Annotated in this window: 13 protein-coding genes; 3 read left to right on the top strand and 10 right to left on the bottom strand. The window is 68.4% G+C overall.

What is annotated here, in order from left to right; all coding sequences use genetic code 11:
* Window positions 1–368 precede the first annotated feature (368 nt).
* The 10 genes from FZ033_RS07030 to FZ033_RS06985 all read right to left on the bottom strand — a co-directional run bounded on the left by FZ033_RS07030 (window position 369) and on the right by FZ033_RS06985 (window position 10,355).
* Window positions 369–1,118: an SDR family oxidoreductase gene (locus FZ033_RS07030; RefSeq protein WP_149575791.1), complete on the bottom strand. Its 750-nt coding sequence runs from the start codon at window positions 1,116–1,118 to the stop codon at window positions 369–371.
* A 32-nt stretch (window positions 1,119–1,150) separates the two neighbouring features.
* Window positions 1,151–2,614, bottom strand: a complete 1,464-nt coding sequence (locus FZ033_RS07025) for an aldehyde dehydrogenase family protein (RefSeq protein ID WP_149575453.1) — start codon at window positions 2,612–2,614, stop codon at window positions 1,151–1,153.
* Window positions 2,611–3,288 (bottom strand): ABC transporter ATP-binding protein, encoded by a 678-nt coding sequence (locus FZ033_RS07020; protein ID WP_149575452.1) that lies wholly within the window; start codon window positions 3,286–3,288, stop codon window positions 2,611–2,613. Before FZ033_RS07020 ends, FZ033_RS07025 begins: the two co-directional genes overlap by 4 nt.
* 2 nt (window positions 3,289–3,290) lie before the next feature.
* Window positions 3,291–4,040: an ABC transporter ATP-binding protein gene (locus tag FZ033_RS07015; protein WP_149575451.1), complete on the bottom strand. Its 750-nt coding sequence runs from the start codon at window positions 4,038–4,040 to the stop codon at window positions 3,291–3,293.
* A complete protein-coding gene (locus FZ033_RS07010; RefSeq protein WP_149575450.1) occupies window positions 4,037–5,011 on the bottom strand; it encodes a branched-chain amino acid ABC transporter permease in 975 nt (324 codons plus the stop codon). Before FZ033_RS07010 ends, FZ033_RS07015 begins: the two co-directional genes overlap by 4 nt.
* A 2-nt stretch (window positions 5,012–5,013) precedes the next feature.
* Complete coding sequence (locus FZ033_RS07005; protein ID WP_149575449.1) at window positions 5,014–5,919, bottom strand: branched-chain amino acid ABC transporter permease; 906 nt, start codon at window positions 5,917–5,919, stop codon at window positions 5,014–5,016.
* A 77-nt stretch (window positions 5,920–5,996) separates the two neighbouring features.
* Complete coding sequence (locus FZ033_RS07000; RefSeq protein ID WP_149575448.1) at window positions 5,997–7,295, bottom strand: ABC transporter substrate-binding protein; 1,299 nt, start codon at window positions 7,293–7,295, stop codon at window positions 5,997–5,999.
* 130 nt (window positions 7,296–7,425) lie between these two features.
* Window positions 7,426–8,403 (bottom strand): LysR family transcriptional regulator, encoded by a 978-nt coding sequence (locus FZ033_RS06995; protein WP_149575447.1) that lies wholly within the window; start codon window positions 8,401–8,403, stop codon window positions 7,426–7,428.
* A 63-nt stretch (window positions 8,404–8,466) separates the two neighbouring features.
* Entirely contained in the window at window positions 8,467–9,201 is a 735-nt protein-coding gene (locus FZ033_RS06990) for a class I SAM-dependent methyltransferase (RefSeq protein ID WP_149575446.1), read from the bottom strand.
* 11 nt (window positions 9,202–9,212) lie between these two features.
* Complete coding sequence (locus FZ033_RS06985) at window positions 9,213–10,355, bottom strand: CaiB/BaiF CoA transferase family protein (protein ID WP_149575445.1); 1,143 nt, start codon at window positions 10,353–10,355, stop codon at window positions 9,213–9,215.
* A 327-nt stretch (window positions 10,356–10,682) separates the two neighbouring features.
* Between FZ033_RS06985 and FZ033_RS06980 the strand changes: the two genes are divergently transcribed.
* The 3 genes from FZ033_RS06980 to FZ033_RS06970 form a co-directional block, all read left to right on the top strand.
* A complete protein-coding gene (locus tag FZ033_RS06980) occupies window positions 10,683–11,537 on the top strand; it encodes an HpcH/HpaI aldolase/citrate lyase family protein (protein WP_149575444.1) in 855 nt (284 codons plus the stop codon).
* Window positions 11,527–12,903, top strand: a complete 1,377-nt coding sequence (locus FZ033_RS06975; RefSeq protein WP_149575443.1) for an MmgE/PrpD family protein — start codon at window positions 11,527–11,529, stop codon at window positions 12,901–12,903. Before FZ033_RS06980 ends, FZ033_RS06975 begins: the two co-directional genes overlap by 11 nt.
* Window positions 12,904–12,921: 18 nt before the next feature.
* A partial coding sequence (locus tag FZ033_RS06970) for an acyl-CoA dehydrogenase family protein (RefSeq protein WP_149575442.1) occupies window positions 12,922–13,235 on the top strand: 314 nt, incomplete at its 3' end.

Genomic DNA, 13,235 nt, shown 5'->3' with positions numbered 1-13,235 from the left:
CTCCCTGACGCATTGGTCCGGGAGCCGGCCGATCCGCGCCATCGTCGGGCTGCGAGACAGGTGACGATGCGCGACAGGCGATCCGACTCCCTCCTCCCTCACGGCGCCGTATGCCGGCGCTCTTCCCCTCGGAACACGCACCCCCACCGTGGCGAGAGCGAAGGAGCCCGGCGGTTGGCGCCGGCCGGGCTCCCTAGAGCGTTTTTCGCTCGCCCTGGCTCACGGAAAGCGCTCTAGGCTCTTGCACCGACGCGTTTTCTTCACGCGAACCGGTGTCCACTTCGCTCGAAAACGCTCTAGACTCTTACATTGACGCGTTTTCTTCACGCGAACCGGTGTCCACTTCGCTCGAAAACGCTCTCTTGCGATCAGATGGTGCGGCCGCCGTCCACCTCCAGCACCACGCCGGTGATGAACTCCGCCTCGTCGGAGGCAAGGTAGAGGCAGGCGTTGGCGATGTCCTTCGGCTCGGAGAGCCGGCCGAGGGGAATGGTGGAGATGAAACGCGCGCGGTTCTCCGGCGTGTCGGGCACGCCCATGAAGCTCTCCAGCAGGCCGGTGGCGCCCATCACCGGGGCGACGCAGTTCACGCGAATCTTCTGCGGCGCCAGCTCCACCGCCAGCGAGCGGGTGGCAAGGTTCACCGCGCCCTTGGAGGAATTGTACCAGGTGAGGCCCGGCCGCGGGCGGATGCCGGCGGTGGAACCCACGTTCACCACCACGCCGCCGCCCTGGGCCGACATGACCGGAACGATGGTGTGGATCATGTGATAGATGGACTTCACGTTGATGGCGTAGACCTTGTCGAATTCTTCCTCGGTCACTTCCATCAGCGGCTTGTTGCGGTGGGTCCAGCCCGCGTTGTTGACGACGATGTCGATCTTGCCGCCATGAGCGATTGTGGCCTTCACCGCCGCCTCGATGTCGGCGCGGCTGGTCACGTCCGCCGTGACGGCGATGGCGGCCGGGCCGATCTCCTCGGCCACCGTCTGTGCGCCCGCGCCGTTCAGGTCGAGGATGACGACCTTGGCGCCCTCGCGGGCGAAGACGCGGGCGATCTCGGCGCCGAAGCCCGAGGCGGCGCCCGTGACGAGCGCGGTCTTTCCGGAAAGACGCAGGTTTCCAGCAGTGGACATGGTGGGCCGCTTCCTCAATCGTGCTTGATGATCAGGGTCTTGAGGGTCGAGAACTCGTAGAGCGCCTCGAAGCCCTTCTCCCGGCCGTGGCCGGATTTCTTCATGCCACCGAACGGCAGTTCGATGCCGCCGCCGGCGCCATAGGCATTCACATAGACCTGCCCCGCCTTCACCTTGCGGGCCACGCGGATGGCGCGCGAGGCGTTGGTGGACCAGATGCCGGCCATGAGGCCGAACTCGGTGCCGTTGGCGAGGGCGATGGCGTCGGCCTCGTCGTCGAAGGGCAGCACCGCGAGCACCGGGCCGAACACTTCCTGGGTGGCGAGGATGTGGCTGCGCGGCACCGGGCCGTAGACCCGCGGCGGCACGTAGAAGCCGCCCGCGGGCACGCCCTCGGCCACCAGCCCCTCGGCCACCACGCCCACGTCGTCCGCCGCCGCCTTGGCGAAGAAGCTTTCCACCCGCTCCTTCTGCTTGGCGTTGATCACCGGGCCGAGGTCGAGGTCCATCTCCGGCGAGCCGGCGCGCAGCGAGGCGAAGCGGGCGTTGAGGCGGGACACCACCTCCTCATAGACCTTGCGCTCCACCAGCAGGCGCGAGCCGGCCGAGCAGGTCTGCCCGGCGTTCTGCACCACGGTGTTGGCGATGACCGGGATGGCCACGTCGAAGTCCGCATCGGCGAACACCACGTGGGGCGACTTGCCGCCCAGCTCCAGGGTGCAGCCGATATGGTTCTTCGCCGCCGCGGTCTGGATCAGGATGCCTACCTCCGGCGAGCCGGTGAAGGCGATGAAATCGATGTCCGGATGGGCGGAGAGCGCCGCGCCCGCCTCCTCGCCGAGGCCGGGCACGATGTTGATGGCGCCGTCCGGGAACCCCACCTCGGCGGCAAGCTCGGCCAGGCGCAGGGGCGTGAGGCAGGCATCCTCCGCCGGCTTGATGACGGTGGCGTTGCCCACCGCCAGCGCCGGGCCGATGGTGCGGCCGAACATCTGCGCCGGGTAGTTCCACGGGATGATGTGGGCGGTGACGCCGTGGGGCACCCGCTCGGTGGGCACGAAATAGCCGGCGAGGAAGGGAATGGTCTCGCCGTGCAGCTTGTCGGCGGCGCCGCCGTAGAACTCGAAGTAGCGCGAGGTGGCGGCGATGTCGGCGCGGGCCTGCTTCATGGGCTTGCCGGTGTCGCGGGCCTCGAGCTTGGCCAGTTCCTCCGCATGGTCGGCGATGACGACTGCGAGCTTGGAGATCAGGCGGCCGCGCTCGGTGGCGGTGAGGCGGCTCCAGGCCCCCTCCTCCGCCGCATGGCGCGCGGCCTTGACCGCCGCATCCACGTCGGCGGCGGTGCCGGCGGCGATCTGGGCGAACACCCGGCCCTCGGCGGGGGCGTAGACATCGATGACGCGCCCGGAGGCGGCCGGGCGCCAGGCGTTGTTGATGAAGACGCCCTTGGCGGGCATCACGGGGCTCAGCTCATTCATGCGGCCAGTCCTTCGTTGGGCACGTCGCCCGCGATCTCGCCACGCTCGATGGTGATGGTGCGTTCGGCGAAGCTGCGCAGCAGGTGCGGGTTCGATTCAGTAATGATGAGGGCAAGGCTGGGATCGGTGTCGCGCAGGCGCCGCAGCGCCTCGGCGTAACGGTTGGCGAGCACCGGGGCGAGGCCCTGGAAGGGCTCGTCCAGCAGTACGAGACGGGTGGCGAGCATCAGCGCGCGGCCGAGCGCCACCATCTTCCCCTGCCCGCCGGAGACCGAGCCCGCCGGGCGCTTGGCCATCTCCTTCAGCTCGGGCAGCACGTGGTAGACGCGATCCAGCCGGCGCTTCGTCTCATCGCTCGAGAGCTTAGCCACCTGCGCCGGAAGCAGGATGTTCTCCTCCACCGTGAAGCGGGAGAACAGGCGGCGGTCCTCCGGCGCATAGCCGATGCCGAGGCCTGGCCGCAGGTGGGCGGCGATGCCCGCGAAATCGTGCCCGTCGAACACGATGCGCCCGCCATTCCGGGTGAAGCCCATGATGGAGCGCAGCGTCGTGGTCTTGCCGGCGCCGTTGCGGCCGACGAAGGCCACCGCCTCCCCCTCCTTGAGCTGGAAGGACACGCCGCGCAGCACCGGGACGGTGCCGAAGGAGACGGTGACATGATCGAGGAGGAGCATGATCAAACTCCGATCACGGTGCGGATGACCTCGGGATCCTCCAGCACCTCGGCCGGGGAGCCGAGCTTCTGGATCTTGCCGGCGCTCCACACCGCCACCCGGCCGGCGTAACGCTGCACCATGTCCATGTCGTGCTCGACGAAGACGGAGGCGACTTTGGCCTTGGCGAGCGCCGAGACCAGGATCTCCATGACGCCGAACTTGTCGGCGGTGGCGACGCCGGAGGTGGGCTCGTCCATGAGCAGGAGCTTGGGCTTCATGGCCAGCGCGATGGCTATGTCGACAAGCTTGCGGTGGCCCTCGGGCAGGTCGCCGGCGCGCTTGTCGAGGTCCCCGGCGCAGCCCACGAGGTCGAGCAGTTCCACCATCTCGTCGCGCTCGGCGATCTTCTCCAGCGGCCGCAGCAGGTTGAAGCGCCGCGCGCGGGAGGCCGCCGCCAGCAGCATGTTCTCCAGCACCGTGTGGTCGGAGAAGAGCTGCGGGATCTGGAAGGCGCGGGCGATGCCGAGGCGGGTGATGTCCCGCGGCGGATGGGCGGTGATCTCCTTGCCCTCGAACCGCACCGTGCCGGCCTTGGGCCTGAGATAACCGGTGCAGATGTTGAGGAAGGTGGTCTTGCCCGCGCCGTTGGGGCCGATGATGGCGAGGTTCTCGCCGCCGCGCACGTCGAGGTCGATGCCGTTGGCCGCCACCACGCCGCCGAAGCGGATCTCGAGGCCGCGCGCCTGAAGCAGGATGGGATGCTCGCTCATCGCGCGGTCTCCACGGTGAGGGCGGCGTCAGCCTGCGCCTTGCGGCGGCCGGCGATGGCCTGCACCAGGCCGACGATGCCGGTGGGCGCCTTCAGGATGATGGCGAGCAGCACGAAGCCGAGGATCATCTGCCAGCTGTCGGCCACGAAGGCCGCCGCATAGGTGCGCACCGCCTCGTAGACGAAGGTGCCGGTGAGCGCCCCCGCCACATGGCCCACCCCGCCGAGGATGGCGATGAAGACGAACTCCGCCGAGCGCGTCCAGTAGCTATACTCGGGCGTCGCGATGCCCTGGATGATGCCGAGGCAGGCGCCGCCGATGCCGCACAGGAGCGCGGAGATCACATAGCCCACCAGCATCACGAAGCGGGCGGACAGGCCGATGTATTCGAGCCGCGTCTCGTTGCTCTTGATGGCCTTCAGCGCCTGTCCGAGCGGGCTGCGCAGATAGCGCCACACGAGATAAGCCGCGCCGAAGGCGAGCACCAGGGTGAGGTAATAGATCAGCGTGTCGAACTGCGCGCGATCGAAGGCGAAGCCGAACGCGGAGGGCCGGCGGATGCGCAGGCCGTCCGAGCCGCCGGTGAGGTGGAAGAACTTCTCCAGGATGGAATAGAGCACCATGGAGAAGGCGAGGTTCAACATGCCGAAGAAGATGTAGCGGTAGCGCACCACGAACAGGCCCACCAGCAGGCCGAGAACCACGCTCGACACCGCCGAGGCGGCGAGCAGCAAAGCGATGTCGCCACCGCCCATGCTGCGGCCGAGGAAGGCCACGGTGTAGGCCCCGGTCGCGAAGAACATGCCGTGGCCGAACGACACCTGCCCCGCCTGCAGCAGCAGCAGGAGGCCGAGCACCGCGAGGCTTTTCGCGAACACGATGGCAAGAAAGGTCTGGGACGAGGCGGCAAACGCCGGCACGGCCGCCAGCACAGCGAGGAGGAGGACGAGAAGGATCCAGCGCAGGGCCATTTTCAGATCTTCCTGAGCTGGGGCGCGCCGAACAGGCCGCTCGGACGGAAGATGAGCACCGCGACCATGAGGATGTAGGGCACGAGCACCTCGAATTCGGGGGCGAGATAGACGGCGACGGATCGCCCGAGGCCGATCATCAGGGCCGCCACGGCGGCGCCCTCGATCTGGCCGAGGCCGGCGGTGGCGGCCACCGCGAAGGACAGCACGATCATCTCCGCCCCCATGCCCGGCATGAGGGAGGTGGTGGGCGCCGCCAGCGCCCCGCCGAGTGCCGCGAGCGTCGCGCCGGCGATGAAGGTGATGAAATAGACCTTCTGGGCATCGATGCCGATGGCGCTCGCCGCTTCCCGATCCTCGGTGACGGCGAGGATCTGCGCCCCCGCCGAGGTATGGCGCAGGAAGAAGCGCAGGCCGAACAGCACGATGAGCGCCAGCGCCGGCAGGAACAGGGTCTGGTAGGCGGTGTAGCTGATGCCGAACAGGGAGACGTTGCCGAGCAGTTGCAGCGGCTCCGACATGAAATAGGGCTGCACGCCCCACACCAGCCGCTGCACGTTCTCCAGGATCATGAACACGGCGAAGGTGACGAGGATCTGCAGCACCTGCTCCTTGTCGTAGATGCGCTGGAGCAGCAGCTTCTCCATGAGCCCGCCCAGCACCACGCCCACCGCGATGGCGCCGACGAACAGGGCCGGAAAGGTGAGCCAGGGGCTGAACCCCGCCTTGGTCAGCGCCATCCCCGCGCTGACCGCCGTATAGGCGCCGAGCGCGTAGAAGCTGCCGTGGGCGATGTTGAGCACGCCAAGCACGCCGAAGATGAACGTCAGGCCCACCGCCACCAGGAAGACCAGGGAGGCATAGGCAACGCCGTCGCAGACGGCCAGCACGATGGTGTCGAAGGACATGAAGGCCCCTTGCGGTACGGGCGCGGTACGTGACATGCCGCGCCCGGAAAAACGTCGGATGGCTTGGATCGCGGGGCCTATTTGGCCGCCTTGAAGGTGTCGACCTTGATGTCGACGATGCCGGGCTTCAGCGTTGCGATCCAGGCCTCGGACTTCTGGCCCACCGGCGGCATCAGCTGCGCGGCGGGGAAGATCATCATGTTGTCGAGGATGTCGAAATTATAGGCCGGCACCCGGGTGGTGGTGCCGATCAGCTGGTCCTCGACGCCCTGCCCGTCGGCGCGGATTTCCACCGGCCGGCCAAGGGCCTGGAAGGTGAGGCCGGGCATCGCCTTGGCCACCTGGTCGTGGTTCGGCCACTTGCCGCCGTTGGCGGCGACCGACTTGGCATAGACCGCCTCGAGAGCGGCGAAGGCCTGGGCCATGTGGAACACCGGGTAGATGGGATAGCTGCCGGTCTTCTGCTTGAAGGCGTCCATGAAGGCCTTGAACTTGGCGTCGCCGATGCGCTCGGGGTGCAGGAAGTAGTGGTCGCCGCGGCCGCCCACGATCACGCCCTCAGGCAGGTCGGTGCCAAGGCGCTGGAGCGAGGATTCGGCAAGCGGCAGCACGAACTGGGACGACTTGAACAGCCCGCGCTGGTTGGCCTGCCGCACGAAGGTGTCGAGATCGCCGCCCCAGGAGGTGGACAAGATCACGTCCGGCTTCAGCGCCAGCAGGCGCGAGACCTCGGTGGAGAAGTCGGCGGCGCCGAACTTGGGGAAGAATTCCGCCACCACCTTCACGTCGGGCTTCAGCACCTTCAGCGCCTGGGAGAAGATGGCCCAGCTGTCGCGGCCCCAGGCATAGTCCTGGTTCACCACGGCAATGGTCTTGAAGTCCGGCTTGGTCTTCAGGAGGTAGAGCAGCGGGGCGAGAACCTCGGGGGTCGCGTTCGCCTGGGTACGGAAGACGTAATTGTACTTGTCTTCCTCGAGGATGCGCTGGGTGCCGCAATCCCACATGAAGTTCAGGACCTTCAGGTCCTCGGCCAGCGGGGCGACCTTGTTGCACACGCCGGAGGAGATGGAGGCGAACATCACGTCCACCTTGGTGTCCTCCACCAGGCGGCGATATTCGGTCATGAGCGTCTCGATGCCGGCGCCTTCATCCACGAAGAACAGCTTCACCGGCACGCCCTGGACGCCACCCTTGGCGTTGATGTCGGCGGCCAGCATCTCCGCCGCCTCGCGGGCCGGGATGCCGAAGACGGACGCCGCGCCCGAGCTGTAGGTGGTGATGCCGATCTTCAGCTCGGCCGGCTTTTGCTGGGCCAGGGCGGGACAAAGGCCGAGCAGCGACAGTCCCGCTGCCGCGACGAGGCGACGAAGCAACATCGGCGTTCCTCCAGATCGGTCTGATTCGACCGCGTTTCTTCTCTCCCCACCGGGGGAGGCGAGGGCATTCTGGTTTCGCCGACGGCTATCTCAAAAGACTATTTTGACTTGGATCCCATAGCGGAAAGTTCTAGCCCAATACCCGCTCCCGGAGCGCCGCCGCACCGGCCTCGTCATCGATGAGATCGGCCGGCCACGCGCCCTCGCGGACTAGGCGAACGAGGGTTGCATGGGCCAGCTCCTCGATGGCCCGGACCGCATTGGACATGGGCCGGTCGGCCGGCCGGACGAGGTGCAGGTCACGCGAGAGCACCGGCTCGCCCATGGGCCAGGTGCGCAGCAGGCCCTTTTCCACCTCTGCCCGCAGTGCTGCGCCGGGCAGGATGGAATAGCCGAGCCCGCCCTCCACCAGCAGCTTGATCTGGCCGTAGGTGTCGATGTCGATGACGGTGCTGAGATGCACATTCTCGGAAAGCGCCCGCTCCTCGATGAGGTCGCGCAGGCCGTGGCCGAGGCTGGGCAGGATCAGCGTGAGGTCGGCGATGTCGGAGAAGGAGACCGGACCCGGCGGGGGATGCGGCCGCTCCATGGGTTCCGCTGGACCTAGCAGGCACAATTCCTCGGAGAGGACGCGGCGGGCCAAGAGCGTGCGATCCGCCACCGACCGGTAGAGGACGCCGAGATCGATCTTGCCCTCGCGCAGCCAGTCCAGCACGAAGCCGCTCATGGCCTCGGCGACGCGCAGCTTGATCTTGGGGTAGCGGCGGCGCGCCTCACTGAGGAGCGGCACGCACAGCATCTGGCTCACCGTGCCCGGAAGGCCGAAGCGGACCTCGCCCTCGGGCTCGCCCTGGCCCCGGCGCACCGCCTCCCGCGCCACCTCCATCTGGCTGAGGATGAGACGCGCATGGCGCACCAGCGTCTCCCCCGCCTCGGTGGCGCGCACCCCCTGCGGGCTGCGGAACAGCAGCTCCACGCCGAGGTCGATCTCCATGTTGCGCACGTGCTGGCTCAAGGCCGGCTGCGCCACGCGCAGCCGATGGGCGGCCTTGGAGAATGAGCCCACCTCGACGATGGACACGAAATAGCGCAGCTGCCGCAGGTCCATGGCGTTTCCTCGCCCCTTGATAGACAAGAAGCTTATAGAACTTCGCCCACAGACGCCAAAAAGTTATGGAGCGACGGGCACTCCCTCCAGCAGCACCGCCCGGTGCGGCTGGTCGAGGCGCACGCCTCCCTCCTCGGTCGTGCCCCAGCGCGCCATGAGCGCTGCCACCTCGCCCCTCAGTCGCCCCGCCGCTGCGGCGCGGGCGGGATCGACCGCCACGATCTTGTCGAGGAAGGCATCGACGCCGCTGAAGTGGCGCACGTCGTCGAAGACGTAGTCCCGGGCGATGGTTGCCCGGCCCTGCGTCACGAAACCGGCGATGGCGGCCTGGGCGGCATGACGTATCGCGGTCTCGTCCTCCACCGGCCGCATCGCCTCGAAGAACGGCCCCTCCGCCAACGGCTCGATGATGAGCATCGACCCTCGGCCGACCCGCATGGCCTCCGCCAGCGCGGCAGCCATCAGGTGGTGCGGCACATGGTGGAAGCTGTTGAGCAGAAGCACCGCGTCGAAGCTGGCGGCGGGATAGGGCAGCGCCTCTGCCCCGCCGGCTTCGAACCGGGCCTCCGGCACCGCAACCCGGGCGGCTTCGATCGCGTCAGTAGCGGGATCGATGCCCACCACATGCGTGCCCCGTGCCGTGAGCGCCTTGGCGAGCGCCCCCCGGCCGCAGCCCACGTCGAGGATCAGCCGGCCGGCCAGCGGCCCGAGCCAGTCGTCGATCAGCGCGAGCGCGCTGCCGGCAGGACGGCGCGCGCGGGGCGCCTCATCCGCCGGACCGGCATCGGGATGCTGCATGTCGGCCCTCCTTATGTGCCCGCGGTCACGCGCAAAGCGAACTCTGCGCGAATGGCGTCCGTATGGGCCCCCAAGGCCGGCACCGGCCCGAAGCTCGGCAAGATCCGGTCGAACAGCGCCCCCGGCGCCAGGCAACGCACCGGGCCGGTCGGAGTGTCGACCTCCACATGGCGATTCTGCGGATGGACCAAAAGATCCTCCATGGTGCTGACCCGGCCATAGGCGATCCGCGCCTTCTCCAGACGGGCCACCATCTCGTCGCGCGGATGCGCGCGGAACGCCGCCATGACGGCCGCCTCCAGCGCCGGCCGGTTCTCCACCCTGAGGCTGTTGCTGGTCCATCGGGGATCGGCGGCCATGGCCGCATCCCCCAGCACGTCTGCGCAGAAATTCACCCACTCGCGCTCGTTCTGGATGGACAGGAGCACCGCCTTGCCGTCGGCGCACTCGAAGGCCCCATAGGGCGCGATGGTGGGATGGCTGAGGCCCGCGCGCACCGGAACCTTGCCGCCATAGGCGAACTGGAGATACGGCACGTTCATCCAGTCGGACAGGGCATGATAGAGCGAGACCGACACATGGCGCCCCACGCCGGTGCGCTCCCGGCCGATGATGGCCTGGAGCACTGCCTGGAAGGCGGTCATCCCCGCCGCGATATCGCAGACCGACACCCCGACCCGCGCCAGCCCCGCCTCATTGCCGGTGATGGAGGAAAGGCCGCTCTCGGCCTGGACCAGGAGATCGTAGGCCTTGAGGTCGCGGTAGGGCCCCTCGTCGCCATAGCCGGAGATGGAGCAGGTGATGAGGCGCGGGTTGCGCCGGCGCAGGTCATCAGGGGCAAAGCCGAGCCGCTCGATCACCCCCGGCGCGAGGTTCTGGATGAAGATGTCGGCCTTTTCGAGCAGGGCGGCGAGCAGGTCCGCGTCGCCGCGCTCCTTCAGGTCGAGGCAGATGGATTCCTTGCCGCGATTGAGCCAGACGAAATAGGCGCTCTCGCCATGGACGAGGCTGTCGTAATTGCGCGCGAAATCGCCTTCGGGGCGTTCGACCTTGATGACGCGCGCCCCCGCGTCCGCCAGCCGGCTGGAGAGGTAGGGCGCGGCAACGGCCTGCTCCACCGAGACGACGAGCATACCTTCGAGATCACGATGCATCGAAACACCGGCGGACTGAGTGGCGACGGGGAAACCTCGCCGGCCGGTGCAGACGCCGTCTGCGCCTCGACCGAGGCTCTTCCTCCGCAAGATCGCCGCGCCGGGGCCAGAAAACAAATATAAGTGAAGCCTAGGCGCTATAGCAGAATGTTATGCCTCACCGCAGGCTGGCGGAAGCCGACGCTATAGCCGCGGCGTCTGTCTGCCAGCGCAAATCCCTATTTCGCCTGAAGCCGCGTTTGCGGTGACTGTGCCCCCGTTTCCATGACGTCGCGTCGCGCTGGCCCCTGCCGAGAGTGCGCCGACCCCATCCGACGGGTTTCGACCATGTCCGAGTTTGCCCGGCCCGTTTCGCTCAGAAGCGGGCGGCTCGTTGCCCTGTTTGTCCCGGCGACGCGCCCAGACCGCTTCGCGAAGGCGCTCTCCTCCGGCGCGGACGCCATCATCATCGATCTCGAGGATGCGGTGGGCCACGGTGAGAAGGCAGGTGCCCGCAATGCCCTCGCCGCCGCCGTCCCGGCCGGCGGACCCGTGCTGTTGCGCATCAACGCTTCCGGCACCCCATGGCACGCAGACGATCTCGCCGCCGCGCGGGCCTTGCCGCTCGCCGGCGTGATGCTGCCGAAGGCCGAGAGCCGGGAGGAGGTGGAGCAGGTGGCGGCCCGCCTCGGCGAGGAAATACCCATCATCCCCCTGATCGAGAGCGCCCGGGGTCTCGCGGCGGCGCGGTCTATCGCGACGGCGCCGAGCGTCGCGCGCCTCGCCTTCGGCTCCATCGATTTCGCCGCCGATCTCGGCTGCGCCCATACCCGCGAGGCGCTCCTGTCCGCCCGTTCCGAGCTGGTGCTGGCAGCCCGGCTCGCCGGCGGTCAAGGCCCCATGGACGGCGTCACCACCCGCGTCGACGACGCCGCCCTCGCGCAGGACGACGCGGCCCATGCCGTGGCCCTCGGATTCGCCGGCAAGCTGTGCATCCACCCCAGCCAGATCGCCCCCGTGATGAAGGGCTTTGCGCCGACCGCCGAAGAGGTGAGCTGGGCCACGCGCATCCTCGCCGCACTGGACGAGGGCGGTTCGGTCGTAACGGTTGACGGCGCCATGGTGGACGCCCCCGTGCGCCTGCGCGCCGAGCGCATCCTGGCCCGCACACAGGCCGCTGGAAGGTCACGCAATGAGCAATGAAACCCTCACCCTCGCCTCTTATGCCTCTGGCATCCGGCTTGCGGACATTCCGGCCGAGGTGGTCGCGCGGGCGGAACGGCTGATCCTCGACTTTGTCGGCAACATCGTGCGCGGCGGGTTCGAGACGGATTCCGCCCCATCCATCCGCGCCCTTGTGGAAAAGGCCGGCTTCGGCGCGCCCGGCCCGTGCACGGTGCTGGGCGAGGCGCGCGGCTACGGGCCGGCTGCCGCCGCTTTGCTCAATGGCGCTTTCGGCCATTCGCTCGATTTCGACGACACCCATGCGGCAAGCTCGCTGCATCCCAGCGCGCCGGTCATCCCCGCCGCGCTTGCGGCCGCGGAACTGACGGGGGCGAGCGGCGCAGATTTCGTGGCAGCGGTGATCGCAGGCTACGAAGTCTGCTGCCGCCTCGGCCTCGCGCTTGACCCCACGCGGCACTATGCGCGCGGCTTTCACCCCACCGCGACAGCCGGCACCTTCGGCGCCGCCGCGGCCGCCGGACGCCTGCTGGGCCTTGCCCCCGAGGCCATGGCGGCGGCCTTCGGCGTCGCCGGAAGCCAGGCGGCAGGCTCCCTGCAATTCCTCGCCAACGGCGCATGGAACAAGCGCTACCAGGTGGGTGCGGCGGCCATGAACGGGCTCATCGCGGCCCTCCTCGCCGCCGAGGGCTTCCACGGATCGAGCGCCGCCGTCGAGGGCGAGCACGGCTTCCTCAAAGGCTATTCGGACGGCGCCGATCCCGCCGTAGCCGTCGCCGGGTTGGGACTGCATTTCGAGACATTGCGCATCGGCCTCAAGCCCTATCCGAGCTGCCGCTACACCCATGCCGCCCTCGACGGCCTGCTCGCCCTGCGCGCCGAGCATGCTCTCCTGGCGGCCGATATCCAGCAGGTGGACATCGGCCTGCACCGCAACGGCATTAAACTCACCGCCGACCCGCTGCCGGAGAAGCGGCGCGTGCGCGCGGTGGTGGAAGGGCAGTTCTCCATGCCGTTCACTGCCGCGGTGGCCCTCGACCAGGGCCGCTTCGGCTGGGACGACTACAAGCGGCTCGGCGACCCTGTGCTCGACGCCCTGAGCGACCGCATCACCGTCTTCGCCGACCCGCGCCTCGAGGATCGCCCCCACCCGTTCGGTGCCACGCTGCGCCTCACGACGTCGAAGGGGATCTTCGAACGCACCGTCCCGGACCCGTCCGGCGAGCCCGAGACCTTCCCGGACGACGCGGCGCTGCGCGCCAAGTTCATGACCCTGAGCGCTCCCGTCATGGGGGCCGGCGCCGCCGGCGCCCTCGCCGATGCCATCCTGATCCTGTCCCGGACCGACGCGGTGACGCTGAAGACCGCCGCGTCCGCCGGCCGATAAATAAGGGTTTCCGAAACCATGCAGACCGTTGGCAGCGACCAGTTCCAGGACATCCGCGACGCGGTGCGCGCGCTCTGCGCTGACTTCCCCGCCGAATACCATCGCAAGGTGGACGAGGCCCGCGCCTATCCAGAAGACTTCGTCGATGCCCTCACCAAGGCCGGCTGGATGGCCGCGCTGATCCCCGAGGAATACGGCGGCTCCGGCCTCGGCCTCACCGAGGCCTCCGTGATCATGGAGGAGATCAACCGCGCGGGCGGCAATTCGGGGGCCTGCCACGGCCAGATGTACAACATGAACACGCTGGTGCGGCACGGCTCGGAAGAACAACG

Source organism: Xanthobacter oligotrophicus, from assembly GCF_008364685.1.
GTDB lineage: Bacteria > Pseudomonadota > Alphaproteobacteria > Rhizobiales > Xanthobacteraceae > Xanthobacter > Xanthobacter oligotrophicus.
This window is presented reverse-complemented; position numbering and strand designations above follow the sequence as displayed.